This window comes from Mycobacterium sp. 852014-50255_SCH5639931, from assembly GCF_001665605.1.
GTDB classification, from domain to species: Bacteria; Actinomycetota; Actinomycetes; order Mycobacteriales; family Mycobacteriaceae; genus Mycobacterium; species Mycobacterium paraffinicum.
This window is the reverse complement of record NZ_LZSV01000017.1, coordinates 157,003-176,940: the sequence shown is the minus strand read 5'-3', so window position 1 is coordinate 176,940 and position 19,938 is coordinate 157,003. Positions and strand designations below refer to the sequence as shown.

Sequence of the window (19,938 nt, the reverse complement as noted above, 5' to 3'; positions counted from 1 at the left end):
CTGGAGGCGATCGCCGCCGAGGGCCTGCTGCGGACGTATACCGAGGCCGGCGTCTTCGAGGCCGCCGATGTCCATGTGGCGCAGCGGCTTACGGCGCTCGCCGGCGAGCCCGACGAGCGGGTGGCGCTGGCGGTCGCGCTGCTGGTGCGCGCGCTGCGGGGCGGTTCGGTGTGCGTGGACCTGCGGGCGGTTGCCGCGCAGGTCGGCGATGCGGACCTGCCCTGGCCCGACGCCGACGAGTGGATGGCCGCCGTGCGGTCCAGTCCGCTGCTCGGCTCGCCGCCGGTGCTGCGGCTGTTCGGGGAACTGATGTACCTGGACCGGTACTGGCTCGAGGAGCAACAGGTGTGCGCCGACCTGCTCGCGCTCTCCGTTCCCCGGGCGAAGAGCGACGCGCCCGCCCTGGAGCGGCTCTTTCCACCCGGATATGACGAGCAACGGGCGGCCGCCGAAATCGCGGTCTCGCAAGCGGTTACCGTGCTGACGGGCGGGCCGGGCACCGGCAAGACCACCACCGTGGCACGGCTGCTCGCTGTGCTGGCCGGGCAGGCCGAGCTTGACGGCCTCCCGCGGCCCCGGATCGCGCTGGCCGCGCCGACCGGCAAGGCGGCGGCGCGGCTCGCCCAGGCGGTGGCCGCCGAGGTGCAGCGGCTGGACGCCGCGGACCGGGCGCGCCTGGTGGGCTTGCCGGCGACGACGCTGCATCGACTGCTGGGCTCGCGGCCGGATACGTCGGTGCGATTCAAGCACAATCGCGGAAACCGGCTGCCGCACGACGTCATCGTCGTGGACGAGACGTCGATGGTATCGCTGACGATGATGGCCCGCCTGCTGGAGGCGGTACGACCCGATACCCGGCTGATCCTGGTGGGCGATCCCGACCAGCTCGCCTCGGTGGAAGCCGGCGCGGTGCTGGCCGATCTGGTGGACGGGCTCGCTACCCGCGACGACGTGCGGGTCGCGGCCCTGCGCACGCCGCATCGCTTCGGCGAGTCGATCGGTGCGCTGGCCGAAGCGATTCGGATCGGCGACGCCGACCGCGTGCTGGAGTTGCTGCGGGCCGGCGGCGACCACGTCGAGTGGCTCGACTCCGACGGGCCGACCGACCGGCTGCGCGCGGTCCTGGTTCCGCACGCGCTGAGGGTGCGGGAGGCCGCGGTGCTCGGCGCCACCGGGGCGGCGTTGGCGACGCTCGACGAGCACCGGCTGTTGTGCGCGCACCGGCACGGACCGTACGGGGTGTCGCACTGGAACCGGCAGGTGGAGCGCTGGCTCGCGGAGGAGACCGGTCAGCCGATATCTTCGGCGTGGTATGCCGGTCGGCCAGTCCTGGTGACCGCCAACGACTATGGGCTCAAGGTCTACAACGGGGATGCCGGAGTGGTCGTGGTCGGCAGCGACGGGCTGCGGGCCGTCATCGCCGGCGCCGCCGGGACGCTGAGCTTCGCGACCAGCCGGCTCACCGACATCGAGACGATGCATGCCATGACGATCCACAAGAGCCAGGGCAGCCAGGCCGACGAGGTGACGGTGCTGATGCCGCCGGAGGATTCGCGGCTGCTGACCCGCGAATTGTTCTACACGGCCGTGACGCGGGCGAAGACCAAGGTCCGGGTGGCAGGTTCCGAGGCTTCGGTGCGCGCGGCGATCGAGCGCCGCGCCGTGCGGGCGACCGGACTGGCGCAGCGGCTGCGCGCCTCAGGTTAGGGCGGTGTCGGCTAGTGCGCACCGCCGGATTGCGTCTTGGCCGCCATCTGCTTGAGCATGCCGTCGTGAATGATGTCGATCCGTGAACGGGCTTCCGCGCACACGTACGGGTCCCGGATCACGGTGAGTTGGTTGTCCTGCTTGGATTCTCCGCCGGTGGACCAGTTGGTCGAACCGGTGATGACGTCGACGCCGTCGATGATCACCATCTTCAGGTGCATGATCGCCGACTTCTCGCTGTGACCGATCGCGATGCTGTTGCCGGTCTTGTCGTTGAGCCACGGGGCCAGCAGAGTGCGCTCGGACTTCCCCGCGGCTTGAATGGAGTCGAGACTCATTTGCACATAGATCTTTTCGTCGTTCAGCGACGACTGCAGCACCGAATTCAGTTCGGTGTCATCGTAGCCGTACATCGCGACCACGATGCTCTTGTCGGCCGAGGTCAACAAGTCCTTGAGCGCCTCATGGACACGGTCGACCGGACTGTAGAACGTTCGCGTGTTGTCGGGATAGCCTGGTGGAAACGGCGCGGCTTTGTACTGGTCGAGAGTGGTCAGCGAACTGAGTGCCATGGCGTTTCTCCTTCACAACGCGGGGGACGTCCAGTCGGTCGGGTCGGCGCTGAGCCGTTGCGCCTCTTCGGTCAAATTCGGTAAGTAGCCCGGGTCGTCGCGACGGCGCACCAGCACGCTCGGATGCACCAGTGCGTCGGGACCCATCGGCCGGCGCCGGCAGCCGACCAGGTACCACAGCTTGCCGTTGTGGTGGATCGGCGCGTCCGCGAAGTCTTCGGTCACCGCGCACTGCTGCCGGTAGGCCGCCGCGTCGATCGCCAGTTCGCCGACGATCCCGTCGGTGACCCACTTCAACGCGATCGTCGCGAGCCGGTGATCGGGCATGAACGTGCCGCCGACGTCGGCGTGCACGCCGGCGAACCAGCGTTCCTCCAGCCCCCGCGGATGGCGTTCGACGAGGTACTCCCGGTAGGGGCGGCGGCGTTCGTCGATCGAGACTGCGTGCCGGATGCGCGCGACGTTGGGCAGCGAGCGGGTGTAGGGCCAGCGCAGGTTGCCGAACCGCAGGAAGCCGGCCGCCTTGACGGTGTCCCACAGGCCGAGATACGCCACCGGCACCGCGTGGTACCACACCTGATTCGGGCTGTTCTGCCGCACAGTGGAGAACAGCGGCTCGCCCTCGGTGCGCCAGCAGAACGCGCGGGCGAACTCGGCCCAGTGGGCATATTCGTCCTCGGTGAAATACCGGTTGATGGCGTACTTTTCGACCGCGTACGGCAGCAGGTTCTCCGAGCCGGGCCGCAGCAACCCCGGCCGCAGCAACATGCCGGCCAACGCACGCGCGGTGTAGGCGCCGCGGCTGAAGCCGAAGATGTAGAGCGCGTCGCCGGGACGCCAATGCTGCATCACGTACCGGTAGGCCTGTGCGACATTGCCTTTCAGCCCCAGGCCGAATGCCTGCTCGAACAGTAAGTCCTTGGCGCGGGACAGCGACGAATGCGCCGATGCCGGCGCCAAGGTGCCGACACCGGGGTCGTAGTAGGCGAGCTGGCCGACCGGATCGTCCTTCTCCAGCATCTCGAAGAGCTTGGCGACATTGGTGAGATTCCCGGCTCCGATTTGGTTGGCGGTGCCGTCGAGGCAGACGACAATCCGCTTGCCCCGCGGTGGTTCAGGGTGCTCGGGCATCGAGGAAGGCCTCTCACAGGTATTCAACTCCCTGATGCGTAGCACTCTACGGCGGCCGCGCACGGGCCGTGACGTCTTTCGCGGGCCGGTGCGGAAGAATCGCGGTCAGCATGGACGACAGCGACGATTCCTTACCCGACGCCCACCCCACCTCCCGGCGTACTCACATCGTGCGGCTCGGCGTGTTCGTCGTGTTCCTCCTCGTGCTGTTCTACCTGGTCGCCATCGCGCGAATCATCAACGTCGAGGAGGTGCGGCGCGCGGTGTCGGCGACTGGTCCGGCGGCGCCGGTGACCTACGTCGCCGTATCGGCCGTCCTGGGCGCGTTGTTCGTGCCCGGCTCGATTCTGGCCGCGGCCAGCGGGCTGTTGTTCGGTCCTGTCCTCGGTGTCTTCGTGACGCTCGGCGCGACCGTGGGTACCGCGGTTGTCGCCAGCCTCATCGGCCGCCGGGCCGGCCGGGACAGCGCGCGTGCGCTGTTGGGGCCGAAACGAACCGACCGAATGGACGCCTTGGTCGAACGCCGCGGCCTGTGGGCGGTGGTCGGTCAGCGTTTCGTCCCGGGCATCTCCGACGCGCTCGCGTCCTATGCGTTCGGGGCATTCGGAGTTCCGTTGTGGCAGATGGCCATTGGCGCGTTCGTCGGGTCGGTCCCGCGAGCGTTCGTCTATACCGCGCTGGGCGCCTCGATCGGGAACCGGTCGTCGCCGTTGGCGTACGCCGCGATCGCGGTCTGGTGCGTCACCGCCGTAGTCGGCGCGTTCGCCGCACGCCGCGGATACCGGCATTGGCGCGCCGGCCGTCGCGAGGACTCCGAAGCAGACGGCCGCTAGTTTCCCGCCCGCTCGGCGGACACGAACAGGTTTCCCGGCACGGCGTCCTCGACCTCCTTGGGCGCTGCGCGGTCGTAGCCGGCCATCAGCTTGTCGGACGGGGTGACGGTCACGCTCCAGCCATGGCGGCGGAACCAGTCACCGACGTCCTCGCGCTCCTCGAAGTACCACAGCTCGTCGGTCCTCGGCACCTCTCGGTGGGGGTCCACCCGCGCCATCAAGGCGCGGACCCGATCCATCCGCGCACGGCGCTTCGCGCGGAACTCCGGATCGAGGAACTTCGGACCCAGCGCCTCCACGGCCACCCGGCTGCCGGGGGCGGTCAGCCCGTGGACGCGGTCGAACAGCAGCTCCTGTGCGGCGGCCGGCAGGTACGGCATCAGCCCCTCGGCCGACCACACGCTGGGCGCCGAGGGGTCGAACCCGGCCTGCCGCAACGCCGCCGGCCAATCGTGGCGCAGGTCGACCGGGACGGCGATCCGGTGGCACGCGGGCTGCGCCCCGTGTTCGGCCAGAGTCGACAATTTGAAGTCCAGCACCCGGGGCTGGTCCAACTCATAGACGGTCGTGCCGTCCGGCCACTGCAGCCGCCATGCCCGCGCGTCCAGGCCCGCCGCCAGGATCACCGCCTGCCGGATGCCGGCGCGCGTCGCGGCCAGGAAGAACTCGTCGAAAAAGGCTGTACGCGAGGCCATGTAGCCAACCATCGCCTGCATCTGCAACGGCAACTCGGGTTCGGCCTCGACGAGTGCGTCCGGCAGCTGCGGCGCCGAATGCCAGTTCCACACCCCGTCGCCGGCGGCGTCGAGGAAAACCTGCGCGAAAGGATCCCGGATCAAGGGATTCTCGCTGCGCGTCTCGGCCGCGCGGGCGGAGGCCACCCCCAGCGCCGTCGCCCCCACGCTCTCGGTGATCTCCCAGGTGTCGTTGTCCGTTCTCCCCACGCTCACGCCCTCCGATTCGCTAGCTCACCTACGTACACGACCCTACGCGCGCCCGATGGGTGGGAGCTGTCGCGCAAGCGGGTATGGGCGTTAAGTTGTCGGCGAGCCGGCGAGCGGGATCGATCAGCGGCGCCGAACGGATCCGAAGGATCGTCACAACATGCGAGTCGACGGGCGCGAGATCAGCGTTTCCGGCAGCTTGCTGCAGCCGTTGACCCGGCGCACCAACGACATCCTGCGGCTGGCCGCGAGCGCGACCTTCCTCGCCGTGGTGATCACCAGTTCGCTGATCACCCGGCCGCAGTGGGACGCGCTGGAAAAGTCGATCTCGCAGATCGTCGGGGTGCTCTCCCCCCGACAGGCCGATCTGGTGTATCTCGCGTACGGCCTGGCGATCCTGGCCCTGCCCTTCATGATCTTGATCGGTCTTATCGTCGGCCGGCAATGGAAACTGCTCGGGGCGTATGCGGCGGCCGCGCTACTCGCGGCGCTGCCGCTGTCGGTGGGCGGCAACGGGTTTTCGGCGCCCCGCTGGCACTTCGACCTCTCCGAACGCCTGCAGACCGTGTTGGGGCAGTTCCTCGACGACCCGCGCTGGATCGGGATGCTGGCGGCGGTGCTGACCGTCTCGGGGCCGTGGCTGCCCGCGCGCTGGCGGCATTGGTGGTGGGCGTTGCTACTGGCGTTCGTGCCGATCCACCTCGTCGTCAGCGCCATCGTGCCGGCCCGCGCCCTGCTGGGCCTGGCCGTCGGCTGGCTCGTCGGCTCGCTGGTGGTGCTCGTGGTCGGCACCCCCGCGCTCGAGGTGCCCCTTGAGGCGGCCGTGCGCGCGATGGCCAGGCGCGGGTTCGTGGTTTCGCGGCTCAGCGTGGTCCGGCCGGCTGGCCGCGGCCCGCTCGTCCTTTCGGCCGGAGGCGACGAGCCCGACCGCGCAGCGGTCGTCGAGCTTTACGGCCCGCATCAGCGCAGCGGCGGCACGCTGCGCCAGCTGTGGATCAAGCTGCGGCTGCGCGACACCGAGACCGCGCCCCTGGTGACCTCCATGCGCCGCGCCGTCGAGCATCGCGCCCTGATGACGATCGCCATCGGGCAGGTGAACCTGGCCAACACCGCGACGATCGCCGTCGCCACCCTCGATCGGGGCTGGATCCTGTACTCGCACAAGCCGCCTGATGGCCTGCCTCTCGGCCGATGCGCGCAGTCCACGCCGGTGGAGAATGTGTGGCGAGCGCTGCGGAGCCTCAACGACCAGCAGATCGCGCATGGCGACCTGCGGGGCAACGAAATCACCGTCGACGACGGCGCCGTGCTCTTCGGCGGCTTCCACAGCGCCGAATACGGCGCCACCGAAGCTCAACTTCAATCCGACATCGCCCAGCTGCTGGTGACGACCTCGGCCCTGTATGACCCCAAATCGGCGGTGGCCGCCGCGATCGAGGCGTTCGACCGGGATACCATCCTGAACGCGTCGCGTCGATTGACGAAAGTCGCTGTGCCGCGACCCATTCGCAGGTCCATCTCGGATGCGGGCGCCGTCATATCGGCCGCCCGCGCGGAGGTGAAGCGGCAGACCGGTGCCGATCGGATCAAACCCGAAACCATTACCCGATTCACCCGCGGCCAGATCATCCAGCTGGTGCTCTTCGGCGCCCTGGTCTATGTCGCGTACCCCTTCATCAGCACCGCGCCCACGTTCTTCTCCCAACTGAGGACCGCGAACTGGTGGTGGGCGCTGCTGGGCCTGGGGGTCTCGGCGCTGACCTACGTCGGGGCGGCCGCCGCGCTGTGGGCGGCCGCCGACGAGACGGTGAACTTCTGGAGGCTGTCAATCGCGCAGGTGGCCAACACTTTTGCCGCCACCACCACCCCGGCCGGAGTGGGCGGCCTCGCGCTGAGCACACGGTACCTGCAAAAGGGTGGCGGGCTGTCCGCCGTGCGGGCCACCACGGCGGTGGCCCTGCAGCAATCCGTGCAGGTGATCATGCACCTCGTGTTGCTGATCCTGTTCAGCACCGTCGCCGGCGCGTCGATGAACCTGTCTCACTTCGTTCCGACCGCCACGGTCCTCTACCTGATCGCGGGCCTGGCGCTCGGGATTGTCGGCACTTTTCTGTTCGTCCCCACGCTGCGACGCTGGCTGGCCACCGACGTGCGCCCCAAACTCAAAGAGGTGACAACAGACCTCGTCGAGGTCGCCCGGGAACCGAAACGACTGGCGCTGATCGTACTCGGCTGCGCGGGAACGACTCTGGGTGCGGCGCTGGCCCTGTGGACCAGCGTCGAAGCATTCGGCGGTGGTGCTTCGTTCGTCACCTGCACCGTGGTCACCATGGTCGGCGGGACACTGGCGTCAGCCGCGCCGACGCCCGGCGGGGTAGGGGCGGTCGAGGCGGCGCTGATCGGTGGCCTGGCCGCCTTCGGGGTGCCGGCAGCCGTCGGCGTGCCGTCCGTTCTGCTGTATCGGGTGCTCACCTGCTGGCTGCCCGTGTTCGCCGGCTGGCCGGTGATGCGGTGGTTGACCAAGAACGAAATGATCTAAAGCGCGCCCCGGATCACTCCGTTCCCGGCTGCACGACCACGAGAATGGTTGAGGTGCGCGCGCTTTGGCCGACGGCAGAGGTCAAGTACACCAGGTAATACTCCGGGGGCACCGACCGTTCGACCTTGATGGGTACGTCGATGGTCGCCGACCCGTCCGGGGAGAACTGTCCCGTCGTGGGCGTCACGGTGATACCGACGTCCGAGGCGGTGCCGGTGACGGTGTAGCCGCCGGCATCACCGATCATTCGTTGGGCGTCGAGTTTCACGGTGCCCGTCGTGCCCGGCTGGATCGTGACGATGGGACTGGGGACGTTGACGGTTACGGCCGCACTGCCCGTACCGAACGAGGGCGGCGCGGACGATTCATTTGTGCCCCAACGCCTGTCCGGGTAGCCGGCGAGCGAGAAGTCCAGGTCCCCGCCGGTGCGGATGAAGGACTCGGGCAACCACGTGTGATCGCTTGGCCGGCCGTCGACGCGCAGCCCGCTGATGTATTTGAGGTGGTGCGGTCCGGACGCACCCGGCGCGGAGATCCGAATGGTTTTGCCGCCGGGAAGCGCGATCGCGGCACGATCGAAGAGCGGCGCGGCCATGGTAAGGATCGAGGTCCCCGGGGTGCTCGGGTAGAGGCCCAGGGCAGCCCAGACGTACCAGCTGGCCAGCGCGCCCAGATCGTCGTTGCCCGGCTCCCCGTCGGCCGTCGGTCCGAACAGCCCGCGGACCCGGTCGACCGTGCGTTGCGTCTTCCAGGGTTGACCGATGTAGTTGTACAGCCACGGCACGCCGAAGCCGGGTTCGTTGCCGGCCCACAGATAGGGCTCGTTGGGACCGACGTTGAGTTTCCTGGTGAAACCGTCGAGTCGGCCGGCCACCGCCGGGCGGCCCCCCAGCGCCGTCACCAGGCCGGCCACGTTGTGCGGCACCCACCAGACGTACTGCGCGGCGTTGCCCTCGTCGAAGCCGACCTGGCCAAAGTCCGACGGGGACACCACGAACGCCGGGCCGGCGCGGAAGAAAGTGGTCCAGCTGCGGGGCGAGATGTACCGGGTGGTCGGATTGAACAGGTTCTGCCAGTACTGCGACCGAACCTGGAATTCGGCGGCGGTCGCCTTGTCTCCGAGCGAATCGGCGAACCGCGAGATGGCGAAGTCGTCGACCGACCACTCGAGCGTGATCGACGCGGCGGCGACCCAGCCATCGGTGCGGAACTCGAAGGAGAACGGCGCGTAACCGAATCGCTGGTACGTGTCGATTCCCGGCCGCTCGACGTAACCGTTGAGTCCGACACCGCCTTTCGTCGCCGCATTCACCATGTAGCGCAGGGCCGTCTGGGTGTCGAAGTCCTCGGCCCCGAAGGCGTGAAAGTTCACGATGAGCGGTACCACGTTGTCCCCGCTCATCTCCGCGGTCGCGGCGTTGGCCAGCGCCCAGCGCGGCAACGCTCCGCTCTGCTCGGCGTCGTTCACCAGCGATTGGGCCATGTCGCTCGCCCGGTCCGGAAACAGCAGCGCCTGCAAAGCCGCCAAACATCGGTACGTGTCCCAGTCGGAGAAGTTGGCGTACTGCGTGTGCCCCGGGACCACGGTGTGCACGGCACCGTCGAATCCCACGTAACGTCCGTCCACGTCGTTGAAGGTGTTGGGGTGCAACAGCGATCGATACAGCGCGGTGTAGAACGTTTCCAGATCGTCGGCATTGCGGCCGGCAACCGCGATGCGAGACAGCGAGGTGTTCCACATTCTCGACGCGGCGCCGCGGACGTCGTCGAAGCTCGCAGCACCCTCCGCCGCGAGGTTGGCCCGAGCTCCGTCGATGCCGACGTAGGAGATCGAGGTCTGCACCTCCAACACCGCCCCGGCCGGAAATTCGACGTATCCACCGCTGTATGGCGAATTCGCGCTGCGCGCACCGGGATAAACCGCATTGCCGTCCCAGGCCCCGTAGGAGGTGAAGGGCTGGCTGAACTTCATGGCGAAATAGACCGTGTAGGTGTTGTTCTTTCCGCAGAATCCGCCGCTGGTGGCCCAGCCGGTGATCGTGGTGTTGTCCTCACCGATCTGGATGGTGGCGCGGGAGTTGCCCGCGAGCGATGCGCCGGAGCGCACGTGGAGGAGGGCGGGGCGGCCGTTGCGCGGGAAGCTGAATCGGCCGACACCCGTGCGCGTGGTGGCGGTGAGTTCCGCCTTCACCCCGGTTCCCGGAAACCGCACCGTGTAATAGCCCGGCACGCCGCGTTCGGTGTCGTCGTGGGCGATTCGCTCCCAGGCCCTCCACGGCTGCGAGCCAATTGCGTTGGTGGTCGGCAACATTGAGATATCGCCGAACGCGGCGCAGCCCACAGAGGCGTGGGTCATGCTGAATCCGGTAGAGCGCGGGTTGTCGTAGTTGTAGCCGGCATAATTGCCCTCGGTGTCCGGTGAATACTGCACCATTCCGAACGGCACGGTGGCGCCGGGGAAGTTGTTGATCTCCCCCACCGTCTGGCCGCCCGTCCCGGTGCCCACCAGCGTGGCGACGTGGTCGACCGGATTGGCAACGAATCCGGGCTCACCGTCGTACGCAATGGGCGGCGCCGCAGCGACGAAAGCCATGAAGACGACCGACGCCGCCAGCAGCGCGACGAGGGCCCTTCGTGACCGCATACCTGTCTCTTACTGGACAACGCGGTTCTGGGTGAGTGTTTTCCACACGAATTGGATAACGATTTACGGGCCGGTCGCGTTACCGCCAAAAAGTGCAAAAGATACCGGCGAAGTTGCAGGCCATTTCGGCTACTGTCATTTCGGCGTGGCCGGCGCTGGTACCGGCCCCAATTTTCGGGAGATTGGATTATGAAACATTTGACGCTAGCAACCATTTCCGTAGCGCTGAGTTTGGCGCTCGTCGGTTGCGGCAATGACCACAAGTCCGGCAGTCAATCGTCCACCTCGACGTCCACATCCACCTCGACGTCCACGACGTCGGCTGCAACCAGCTCCGCCCCGGCCGCGAAAGCGAAATACACCATCGCGGACTACGTCAAGGACAACCACATCACCGAGACACCCGTTCACCACGGCGATCCTGGCCCCAACGTCGACCTTCCGGTGCCCGCCGGTTGGCAGCTCAACCAGAACTCCGGCACGTCGTATGGCGGCATTGTTATGACCCAGCCCAGCAACCCCGCCGATCCGCCCACCGTCTCGGCGCTGCTCTCCAAGTTCACCGGCGACGTGGACCCGGCGAAGATCATCCAGTACGCACCGGGCGAGGTGCAGAACCTGCCCGGATACGAGGGCAGCGGTGACGGCAAAGCGTCCACGCTCGGCGGCTTCCAGGCGTGGCAGATCGGCGGCACGTATCAGAAGGACGGCGGCACGCGCGTCATCGCGCAGAAGACGGTGGTGATCCCGAGCCAAGGCGCGGTCTTCGTGCTTCAGCTCAACGCGGAGGGCCCGCAAGCCGATCAGGGTCCGTTGATGGACGCCACCAACATCATCGACGACCAGACCACCATCACCCCCTGACGAGGCACGCGATGGCGCCGCGGGGACCCCTCCGCGGCGCCATCACCTCATCGCTAGGCCACGGAACCCCATTGGCCTTACGGTAATCGCATGCCAGAGCAGTCCTATGCGATAGACGCCGGGCACCCCCCGTCGGCGCTGCTGCGCATCGTCAACCCGATGCTGGGCTTCTTGCTGCGCACCCCGCTCGCCGGCGCCGCCCGTAAACAGCTCATGGTGCTGAACTTCACCGGACGAAAAACGGGCCGGCCGTTCTCACTTCCGGTGAGCGCCCACATGATTGACAATCAGCTGTACGCGCTGACCGGCGCCCCGTGGAAACAGAATTTCCGCGGCGGTGCGCCCGCGCAAGTCGTCTACGACGGCAAGCAGACCGCGATGCGCGGGGAGCTCATCCGCGACCGCGCCGTCGTCTCTGACCTCTTCCTGCGCTGCGCCGAGTCCTACGGCGTTCGGCGCGCCCAGCGGATGATCGGACTGAAGTTTCGCGATCAACGCATACCGACGCGCGAGGAGTTCGCCGAGGCGGTCGACCGCATGCACCTGGGAGCGGTGCGCCTGACTCCGGCTGAATAGCCGCTACTCGTCGGAGCTGCCCGCCCGCAGATGCGCGGTGAGGAGGCGTTGGTCGAACCGTGAGCGTGACGCGATCAGCTCCTTGCCCAATTCGGAGAAGTCTTTCGCGATTTGTTCGGCGAGCACGCCCAGCTTCATGTTGCGCACCTGGGACAACGATTTGAGCAGGTTGAAAGCCGCGAGCTCGTCGACGCCGTAGACCAGCATCAACATTCCCTTGGTCCGGTCGATGGCGCCGCGCCGCTCGGCGATCTCGGCCACCTCCGCGCTGATGTTCTCCTCGCGTTCGCGGTTCGATGTCGGTGTGACGTCGACGTAGAAGCCGTGGGTGCCGATGACCTCGCTGCTGCCGTCGCAGAACTGCTCGCCCACCACGACCACGTCATGGGTGTTGCCGCGGGTGTCGACGATGCGGTGCCTGGTGCTGAACGGCCGCCGGCGTTCGACCATCTCGTTGATTGTTGCCGCCACCTGGTTGCGATCCTCGGGATGCTTGTGGGAGATGACCAGCTCGGTGGTCGGGGTCACCGTTCCGGGTTCGTAGCCGTGCATCCGCTGCACTTGCTCCGACCATTCCCAGCGCTGGTCTTCGAAGTAGAAGCGAAACCAACCGGCGCGCTGCGGCGTACCGCCGGCCAAGGCCTGCTCCACCGCCGCCGTCTGGCCGTCTAGCTCCCAGGCCACCATGCACGCTCCCTGTTTGACGTCGCCGCCTGCGCAGTGAGCGACGCTTGACGGATGACGTCGCTTTGCCGCAGCCGAAGCTCGGACACGCGGCACAATTCGCGCGATCGGTCGACCTGCTCCCGCGCGCGTTGCATGGAACTGGCCGCGGAACGCCGCAGCGATCTGGCGGCATCAGCGTGCGCACCCCGGCCGGTCTCGCCGCTTCGCCGAAGAGCCTCCCGCAGCACGGTCGTCCGGCGCGCCGATCGGGCGCGGTGAGCCTTTTGCCGGCAGGCCGCCGTGCAGTAGACCGCGTCGGACCGGGCCGAGAAGCCCGCCCCGCACACTGCGCACGTCATCCCTGGCATATCCGTTACGTTACAGCTCTGGGGGCGTGTCACCGCTAGGACCACGGAATTGGCGCCTGGACGGTCAACCCAGCTGGTCGCGCAGCTTCTCGACGAGCCGGACCAACTTCGTGTAGTGAGACCCGGGCCAGTAGATCCGCCCGCATTCCGAGCACCGGCTGAACTCCTGGTAGTGCTGGCGCGTCAGCGGCTCCAACTGATCGATCACCTCGTCCTTGCTGACCCGGCTCAACGTGCCGTTGCAGCGCACGCACCGGGTGAGCGGCGCCAGCCGGTGACCCAGGTCCAGCCGTCGCAGCACGTCGAGCGCCTGCTCCTCGGGATCATCGGAACGGACGAACAGGCCATGCGTGATGGCGCGGCGCTTCAACAGGCCACGGTCACGGGTCAGCAGGATCCGGCGCTGCTCGCCGCTGATGTCGGCCAGCGTCTTGTCGTCGGCGTCGTTCGACCACCACACGTCCAACCCGAGCAGCCGCAGCAGCCACGCCAGCCTTCCGAGGTTGACGTCGACGACGAACCGCGGATCGTGCACCCGCCGCGGCCCGGGGTGCGCGGCGATGTGGTCGCCGAAACTCGGGCGGTAGGCGAAGTCCCGCGGGGACCCGTTCACCAGGACGAGGTCGACCTCGGTGTGCGGGATGCCCATCGCCTCCAGCACGTCCTTGACGGTCTGGTGCGGCCGGAAGGGGCGGCGCACCGCCAGGCCGCGCGACTCGGCGGGCAGGAAATCGTTGAGCTCGGCGAACGCCCGAACTTCGACATCGCCGATCGGTTCGGTCACCCACCCGGCCCCGCGCCGGCGGCGGCACGGGTTCGGGCGATCACCGGTTGCTCGAAACCGGCGTCGCCCACCGCGCGTCGCACCGCCTCACCGATCGCGCCGGTGCGGTCGGTCCGCACCAGCGCGATCACACAGCCGCCGAACCCCCCGCCGGTCATCCGCGCGCCCAGGGCGCCCGCCCGCACCGCGGTGTCCGCGATCAGGTCGATGTGTTCGGTGGTGATCTCGAAATCGTCACGCATGGACGCGTGCGAGGCGCTGAAGATTCGCCCCGCCTCGGCGAAGTCCGAAACATTGAGCGCCGCAACACAATCGATCACCCGCTGGTTCTCGCTCAGCACATGGCGGGCCCGGCGGCCGTCGACCGGATCGCGCACCGCGGCGGCCAGCGACGGACCGCGGTCCTGGACCTCGCGCAGCGACGACACCCCGAGATCCGCGGCCGCCCGCTCACACGACGCGCGGCGCGCGGCATAGTCGCCGTCGGCGTGGCTGTGGGGGGCGCGGGAGTCGATCACCAGCAGCGTGACACCGGCGGCATCCGGATCGAAGGCCACCGGCGCGACCGTGACATCGCGGAAATCGATCAGCAGCGCGGTCGCCGGCCGGCCGAACAGCGAGGCCAGCTGGTCGAGCAAACCCGTTGGGGCGCCGACGTAGTCGTTCTCGGCGCGCTGGGCGAGCCGTGCCTGTTCCTTCGGGTCGATGCGCACCCCGGCGGCGGCAGCGATGGCGCCCAGCGCAGCGCACTCCAGCGCCGCCGACGACGACAACCCCGAGCCCATCGCCACGTCGCTGGTGATCCGCATCGTGCCGCCGGGCGCCGGGTGGCCGGCCTGACGCAGCGCCCACATCACGCCGGCCACGTAGGCGGCCCAGCCGGTCACGCCGCCGGGAGCGGTATCCAACGGAATGCGCACCGTCCCGTCCGCGCGGTCGCTGGCCACGGCGATCGCATCGCCGCGGTCTGGCGTGAACGTCACCATAGTGCGTTGCGGCAACGCGATCGGCAGCGCGAAACCCAGGTTGTAGTCGGTATGCTCCCCGATCAGGTTGATCCGCCCGGGCGCGGAGTACCGGACGGTCACGCGAGCTCCCGCAGGCGCTGGGCCACGCTCTCGGGCGTCACATCGCTGATGAACGCGTCCATCCCCGACTCCGAGCCCGCCAGGTACTTGAGCTTGGTGGCGCTGCGCCGGATCGACATCAACTCGACGTGGAAGTAGCCGTCGGCCTGCGCGTCGGTATCGGCGTACTGGTGCAACGCCGAAATATAGGGCAGCGGAGAGGAATACATCCGGTCGAATCGCCTCAGCACATCGAGGTAGACCCGGGCGAACCCGTCCAGTTCGTCCTCGTCGAGCTCGATGATGTTGCGCACGAACCTGTTCGGATAGATGTGCACCTCGACCGGCCAGCGCGCGGCGAACGGCACGAACGCGGTGAACAGGTCGTCGCGCGCGACGATTCGGCTGCCGTCCGCGACCTCGCCGGCCAGTAGGTCGGCAAAGAGATTGGTGCCGTGGTGCATTCGATGCCGGCGCGCCTGGCCCAGCATGGCGGCGGTTCGCGGCGTCAGATAGGGATAGCCGTAGATTTGACCGTGCGGGTGAGTCAACGTCACCCCGATCTCCTCGCCGCGGTTCTCGAAGCAGAACACCTGCTCGATGCCCGGGGTGGCCATCAGGTCGCCGGTGCGGTGCCGCCACGCGTCGAGGACCAGTCGGGCGTGCGCCGGTGCCAGCCCCGCGAACGAGCCGGTGTGGTCGCTGGAAAAGCAGATCACCTCGCAGCGGCCCTGCCCCCGGGCGGACACGAAGCCGTCACCGGCGGGAGCGAGCGCCGGTCCGGTGCCGGACAGGCTGGGAAACCGGTTTTCGAAGACGACGACGTCGTAGTCCGGGGCGGGCACCTCGCTGGTCAGCCCCGTCGGACCGGGGCACAGCGGGCACTGGTCGGGGGGCGGCTTGTAGATGCGGTCTTGGCGTAGCGCCGCGACGATCACCCACTGCCCCATCGTCTGGTCGAACCGCAACTCGGTCTGCTGCCCGTCGCGCGCCGGCAGCGGCCTACGGTCTTCGACCGGCGCCGGACGGTGCCCCGGCAGCGCGAAGAACAGCAGGTCACGGCCATCGGCCAGCTTCGCCCGCGTCGGCGCTGTCACGATGTCGAAGACTAGCTTGTGCCGAAGTTCGGGTAACCATGATGCGTTCAACAGGCGGGAAGGGGGGCGTGGCGATCAGCGTTTTCTACGAACAAGCCAGCAACTGGGTGATCGGCTCCGATCCCGGTCTGCTCCGGCTGCGGATGGCGACGCGGACGACGGCCGCGCTCGGCTGTTCGCTGCTGGCGCTGTACGTCCTGACCCGGGCGACGGGACAGCCGCTGACCGTCGCCTTGTTGGGCGTCGTCATCACGATGGTCGCGTCGCGCTCCGTCAACGAGCCGGACCCGCACCAGCAGCGGATCACCATGGCCCTGCTGCCCCTGCCCGCGGCCGTCTCCATCACGGCCGCCGCGGTGCTCGCGTCCCACCAGGTGGTCAGCGACGTGGTGTTCGTGGTGGTGGTGTTCACCGCCGCGTACGTTCGCCGCTTCGGGGCGCGCGGCCGGGCGCTGGGCATGGTCGCGTTCATGTCCTACTTCTTCACCCTGTATCTGCGAGCGCGCATCTCGGAGCTGCCGTGGATGATCGGGGCGGTCGCGGTGGGCACGGTCTGCACATTCGTGATGGCCACCTACGTCATGCCCGACCGGCCGGAGCGCGTGCTGTGGGCGACCGTCCGGGCGTTGCGGGCCCGGATGGCGATCGTCGTCGACACCACGGCCGAAGCCGTGCGTACCGGCCGCCTCGACGAACGGCGCCGGCGTCGCATGCGTGCGCGCACCCTCCGGCTCAACGAGACCGCCCTGATGGTGCAGAGCCAGATCGAGGACAAGGCCGACCCCGCCATGCTGTGGCCGGGTGTCACCGCCGAACAGTTGGCGCCGTGGCTGCTGGACGCCGAGCTGGCCGTCGAATGGGTGGCCACGGCCGGGCGCCGGGCCGCGGCGCTGACCGCGGAGAACCCGGACGCCATACCAAGCCAAACGCGGGCCGAGCTCGTCGACGCGCTCTCGCGGCTGGCGCGCGCCATCCGCCTCCCCGAACCCGGCGGCCTTCGACAGGCCGCCGCCCAAGCGCAGCGGCTGCTGGACGAGCAGTGCGGCCCCGCCGACGACGACCCGGGCAGCGCCGCCGTGCTCCGCCTCGCCCTGGCGGTGATCAACGCCGCGACAGCGACTTCCGACGTCCGGGCCATCGTCGACCACGCCGCCACCGGGGGTGTCGGCAACGTGGAAACTAGGGATAGCGAGCGGCCGCCGGCCGGCGACGACGCGCCCCCGGACGAGGCCGCCGAAGAAGCGCAGCCGGCGGGCCTACGACCGACCACCCGGCAGGCCATCCAGGTTTCCGTCGCCGCGTCGCTGGCGATCGTCGCCGGCGAACTGGTGTCGCCGGCCCGCTGGTACTGGGCGGTGATCGCCGCGTTCGTCATCTTCGCCGGCACCAACTCGTGGGGTGAAACCTTGACCAAAGGCTGGCAACGCCTGCTCGGCACCTTGCTCGGCGTGCCCTGCGGCGTGCTGGTGGCCACGTTGCTGGCCGGCGACCGGACGGCCGCGCTCGCCGGCATATTCGTGTGTCTGTTCTGCGCCTTCTATTTCATGACGGTCACCTATAGCTTGATGACCTTCTGGATCACCACGATGCTGGCGTTGCTGTACGGCTTGCTCGGCCAATTCTCATTCGGCGTACTGATGTTGCGGATCGAAGAGACCGCGCTCGGTGCGGTCATCGGAGCGACGGTGGCCATCGTCGTGCTGCCCACGCACACCAGGGCCGCGATCCGCGACGACACCCGCACGTTTCTGGCCAGCCTGTCGGCCCTGATCGAGGTGTCCGCCGCGACCATGTTCGGTGAGGACGAGAGCGTCAGCCCGTCGGAGCAGGCACGCCAGCTCGACCGGGACCTGCAGCAGTTCCGGGTCACCGCCAAGCCGCTGCTGGCTGGAGTCGCCGGCCTTGCGGGCCGGCGCAGCATTCGCCGGGCGCTGCGCATCTTCGCGGCCTGCGACCGGTACGGCCGTAGCCTGGCGCGCAGCAGCGAGCAGTACCAGGACCCGGTGGGGTCGCAGCCCCTTGCCGACACCTTCTCGGCCGCCGCCGCCCAGACGCGGCGCAACATCGACGCGCTGGCCGCCGCGATCGGCAGCGGCCGCGCGCCGACCATCGTCTCGGCCGCCGACGAGCTCGACGCCGCCGAAACTCTGGCCCGGCAGCGAGACGGCGAGGCGGGATCATCGGGCCACCCGGGGCCAGATACCCGGCGATTCCTCACCGCGGTGCACGCGTTGCGTCAGATCGAGCGAGCCGTCGTGACCGCGGCGACCAACCTGGGCGGGCGCGAAACGGCCAAGGCGCCCAGCCCGATTCGGGGCTGATGGCCGATCAGAGGCCCGGCAGGCACGCGGGAAAGTAGCAGGGCTGATTGGGCCCTTGGGCCTTTCGCACCAGGTCGAACAACGCGAACATGGTTTGCAACAGTCGCATTTCCACCCCCGGCCGCTGCGCCGGCGGGAGGTTTTGCACCTCGTTGGACACGGTCGTGGCCTGCTGCTGCAGCTGCGTCAGCCGTTGCTGTCGTTGCGGCGGGATGAGGTTGTCCCAGTTGTCGTGCAGTTCGGACACCTGCCGCTGCAGCTCTTCGACATCGGCTTCGGGATCGGACTGCCCGCCCGGTGCCAACGGGTAGGCGTGGCTCGGCACGGGCGCCGCGGCGATCTCGGCCTGCGCGCAACCGGCCCCCGCCACCGCGCCGGCGGCGAGGCCGGCCGCCACGATCGCAATGATTTTCATGAAGGCTTCTTTTCTTCAAGGCTCGGCTTTATGGTGCTGGCAGTAAGACATGTCGGGTTTGCTACCGATCCCAATAGGCACGTCTCCAGGAGAAGTCCGATGGCCACACCGAACCTCCCGCCGGGCTTCGATTTCACCGACCCCGATATCTATGCCCACCGGCTGCCGGTGCAGGAGTTCGCCGAACTGCGCGCGACGGCGCCGATCTGGTGGAACGAGCAGGCGCCCGACGCCGGCGGGTTCGGCGACGGGGGCTACTGGGTGGTGACCAAGCACCGCGACATCCGCGATGTCTCGCTGCGCAGCGACGTCTTCTCGTCCGCGACCAAGTCGATCGTTCCGCGTTACCGGGACGACTTGGCGGCCGGCCAGATTGAGGCGGGCCGGGCGTCGATGATCATGATGGACGACCCCGAGCACAGCCGGTTGCGCAAGATCGTCTCGCGGGCCTTCACGCCCCGCGCGGTCGAGCGGCTGCGCGCCGAATTATCGGAGCGAGCGCGGCGCATCGTGACCGAAGCCGCGGCGGCCGGGTCGGGCGACTTCGTCCGTCAGGTTGCCTGCGAATTGCCGCTGCAGGCCATTTCCGGGCTACTCGGGGTTCCGCAGGAGGATTACGACAAGCTGTTCGACTGGACCAACAATATGATCGGCAGCGACGATCCGGAGTTCGCCGGAAACGACGCGTTGACCTCCGCAGGCGAATTGATTTGGTATGCAATGCAATTGGCCGCACGCAAGCGCGAAGATCCCGGTGACGACATTGTCACCACGCTGATACAGGCCGATGCCGAAGGCCAGCACCTGTCCGATGCGGAATTCGGCATGTTCGTGGTCACCCTGGCCGTCGCCGGGAACGAGACCACCCGCAACTCCATCACGCAGGGAATGATGGCCTTCACCGACTATCCGGAACAGTGGGAGTTGTTCAAGGCACAGCGACCCAAGACCGCCGCCGACGAGATAATCCGTTGGGCCACACCGATCACGGCCTTTCAGCGCACCGCGTGCCAGGACACCGAGCTCGGCGGTGTCCGGATCGGCAAGGGCCAGCGCGTGGTGCTGTTCTACCGGTCGGCCAACTTCGATGAAGAAGTCTTCGACGACCCGTACGCCTTCAACGTCCTGCGCAGCCCGAACCCGCACGTCGGATTCGGCGGCACCGGAGCGCACTACTGCATCGGCGCAAACCTGGCGCGCATGACGATCGACTTGATGTTCAACGCGCTCGCCGATCACCTGCCCGACCTGACTCCGCTGGCGAATCCCGAGCGGCTGCGGTCGTCGTTCATCAACGGCATCAAGCACTGGCAGGTCGATTACCGGGGCGCGGGTACCCCCGTCGTCCACTAGACCAAGCGTCACGTTCACCGGCCGTCGAATGGAAATGATCGCCGGCGTGCGTCAACG

The 19,938-nt window shown here is 68.2% G+C and carries 16 protein-coding genes; 7 read left to right on the top strand and 9 right to left on the bottom strand.

Annotated features, from left to right (window positions below; all coding sequences use genetic code 11):
- Positions 1-1,707: an exodeoxyribonuclease V subunit alpha gene (gene recD, locus A5758_RS10530; RefSeq protein WP_369816423.1), complete on the top strand. Its 1,707-nt coding sequence runs from the start codon at positions 1-3 to the stop codon at positions 1,705-1,707.
- Between the two features lie 11 nt (positions 1,708-1,718).
- On the opposite strand, the gene A5758_RS10525 is transcribed toward recD, so the two are convergent.
- Together A5758_RS10525 and A5758_RS10520 are read right to left on the bottom strand one after the other, a co-directional pair.
- Positions 1,719-2,279 carry a phospholipase D-like domain-containing protein gene (locus A5758_RS10525; RefSeq protein ID WP_067739684.1) on the bottom strand — a complete coding sequence of 187 codons (561 nt, stop codon included), beginning with the start codon at positions 2,277-2,279 and terminating at the stop codon, positions 1,719-1,721.
- Between the two features lie 12 nt (positions 2,280-2,291).
- A complete protein-coding gene (locus tag A5758_RS10520) occupies positions 2,292-3,410 on the bottom strand; it encodes a DUF2235 domain-containing protein (protein WP_067739682.1) in 1,119 nt (372 codons plus the stop codon).
- Between the two features lie 110 nt (positions 3,411-3,520).
- On the opposite strand from A5758_RS10520, the gene A5758_RS10515 reads away from it, so the two are divergent.
- Positions 3,521-4,243: a TVP38/TMEM64 family protein gene (locus A5758_RS10515; protein ID WP_067211651.1), complete on the top strand. Its 723-nt coding sequence runs from the start codon at positions 3,521-3,523 to the stop codon at positions 4,241-4,243.
- On the opposite strand, the gene A5758_RS10510 is transcribed toward A5758_RS10515, so the two are convergent.
- Entirely contained in the window at positions 4,240-5,187 is a 948-nt protein-coding gene (locus A5758_RS10510; protein WP_067739988.1) for a class I SAM-dependent methyltransferase, read from the bottom strand. The genes A5758_RS10515 and A5758_RS10510 overlap by 4 nt on opposite strands.
- 160 nt (positions 5,188-5,347) lie before the next feature.
- Between A5758_RS10510 and A5758_RS10505 the strand changes: the two genes are divergently transcribed.
- Positions 5,348-7,726 (top strand): lysylphosphatidylglycerol synthase transmembrane domain-containing protein, encoded by a 2,379-nt coding sequence (locus A5758_RS10505; RefSeq protein ID WP_067739681.1) that lies wholly within the window; start codon positions 5,348-5,350, stop codon positions 7,724-7,726.
- 13 nt (positions 7,727-7,739) lie between these two features.
- Here the strand turns inward: A5758_RS10505 and A5758_RS10500 are convergent, their stop codons facing one another.
- A complete protein-coding gene (locus A5758_RS10500; protein ID WP_067739679.1) occupies positions 7,740-10,370 on the bottom strand; it encodes a GH92 family glycosyl hydrolase in 2,631 nt (876 codons plus the stop codon).
- 189 nt (positions 10,371-10,559) lie between these two features.
- Here A5758_RS10500 and A5758_RS10495 point away from each other — a divergent pair, with 189 nt between their 5' ends.
- Together A5758_RS10495 and A5758_RS10490 are read left to right on the top strand one after the other, a co-directional pair.
- Positions 10,560-11,234, top strand: a complete 675-nt coding sequence (locus tag A5758_RS10495) for an LpqN/LpqT family lipoprotein (RefSeq protein WP_067739677.1) — start codon at positions 10,560-10,562, stop codon at positions 11,232-11,234.
- Positions 11,235-11,324: 90 nt separating this feature from the next.
- Positions 11,325-11,810 (top strand): hypothetical protein, encoded by a 486-nt coding sequence (locus A5758_RS10490; RefSeq protein WP_067739674.1) that lies wholly within the window; start codon positions 11,325-11,327, stop codon positions 11,808-11,810.
- Between the two features lie 3 nt (positions 11,811-11,813).
- Here A5758_RS10490 and A5758_RS10485 read toward each other — a convergent pair whose 3' ends face one another.
- The 4 genes from A5758_RS10485 to galT form a co-directional block, all read right to left on the bottom strand.
- Positions 11,814-12,497 carry a PAS and ANTAR domain-containing protein gene (locus tag A5758_RS10485; RefSeq protein ID WP_197503859.1) on the bottom strand — a complete coding sequence of 228 codons (684 nt, stop codon included), beginning with the start codon at positions 12,495-12,497 and terminating at the stop codon, positions 11,814-11,816.
- 411 nt (positions 12,498-12,908) lie between these two features.
- On the bottom strand, positions 12,909-13,628 hold the full coding sequence (locus A5758_RS10480; protein WP_067739673.1) for a Mut7-C RNAse domain-containing protein: 720 nt from the start codon (positions 13,626-13,628) through the stop codon (positions 12,909-12,911).
- The gene (locus tag A5758_RS10475) at positions 13,625-14,716 is read right to left on the bottom strand and encodes a galactokinase (protein ID WP_067739669.1); all 1,092 of its coding nucleotides are present in this window, start codon (positions 14,714-14,716) and stop codon (positions 13,625-13,627) included. The genes A5758_RS10480 and A5758_RS10475 overlap by 4 nt, the downstream gene beginning before the upstream one ends.
- Entirely contained in the window at positions 14,713-15,792 is a 1,080-nt protein-coding gene (galT, locus tag A5758_RS10470; RefSeq protein WP_197503850.1) for a galactose-1-phosphate uridylyltransferase, read from the bottom strand. The genes A5758_RS10475 and galT overlap by 4 nt, the downstream gene beginning before the upstream one ends.
- Before the next feature lie 107 nt (positions 15,793-15,899).
- Between galT and A5758_RS10465 the strand changes: the two genes are divergently transcribed.
- Positions 15,900-18,113, top strand: coding sequence for an FUSC family protein (locus A5758_RS10465; protein ID WP_067739986.1), 2,214 nt, complete (start codon positions 15,900-15,902; stop codon positions 18,111-18,113).
- 7 nt (positions 18,114-18,120) lie between these two features.
- Here the strand turns inward: A5758_RS10465 and A5758_RS10460 are convergent, their stop codons facing one another.
- On the bottom strand, positions 18,121-18,528 hold the full coding sequence (locus A5758_RS10460; RefSeq protein WP_067739662.1) for a hypothetical protein: 408 nt from the start codon (positions 18,526-18,528) through the stop codon (positions 18,121-18,123).
- Between the two features lie 99 nt (positions 18,529-18,627).
- Here A5758_RS10460 and A5758_RS10455 point away from each other — a divergent pair, with 99 nt between their 5' ends.
- The gene (locus A5758_RS10455; protein WP_067739660.1) at positions 18,628-19,881 is read left to right on the top strand and encodes a cytochrome P450; all 1,254 of its coding nucleotides are present in this window, start codon (positions 18,628-18,630) and stop codon (positions 19,879-19,881) included.
- Positions 19,882-19,938 lie beyond the last annotated feature (57 nt).

Coding starts and splice junctions, on each gene's coding strand:
- A5758_RS10525 (WP_067739684.1), bottom strand. CDS start 2,279: ATGGCACTCAGTTCGCTGACCACTCTCGACCAGTACAAAGCCGCGCCG.
- A5758_RS10520 (WP_067739682.1), bottom strand. CDS start 3,410: ATGCCCGAGCACCCTGAACCACCGCGGGGCAAGCGGATTGTCGTCTGC.
- A5758_RS10515 (WP_067211651.1), top strand. CDS start 3,521: ATGGACGACAGCGACGATTCCTTACCCGACGCCCACCCCACCTCCCGG.
- A5758_RS10505 (WP_067739681.1), top strand. CDS start 5,348: ATGCGAGTCGACGGGCGCGAGATCAGCGTTTCCGGCAGCTTGCTGCAG.
- A5758_RS10500 (WP_067739679.1), bottom strand. CDS start 10,370: ATGCGGTCACGAAGGGCCCTCGTCGCGCTGCTGGCGGCGTCGGTCGTC.
- A5758_RS10495 (WP_067739677.1), top strand. CDS start 10,560: ATGAAACATTTGACGCTAGCAACCATTTCCGTAGCGCTGAGTTTGGCG.
- A5758_RS10490 (WP_067739674.1), top strand. CDS start 11,325: ATGCCAGAGCAGTCCTATGCGATAGACGCCGGGCACCCCCCGTCGGCG.
- A5758_RS10485 (WP_197503859.1), bottom strand. CDS start 12,497: ATGGTGGCCTGGGAGCTAGACGGCCAGACGGCGGCGGTGGAGCAGGCC.
- A5758_RS10460 (WP_067739662.1), bottom strand. CDS start 18,528: ATGAAAATCATTGCGATCGTGGCGGCCGGCCTCGCCGCCGGCGCGGTG.
- A5758_RS10455 (WP_067739660.1), top strand. CDS start 18,628: ATGGCCACACCGAACCTCCCGCCGGGCTTCGATTTCACCGACCCCGAT.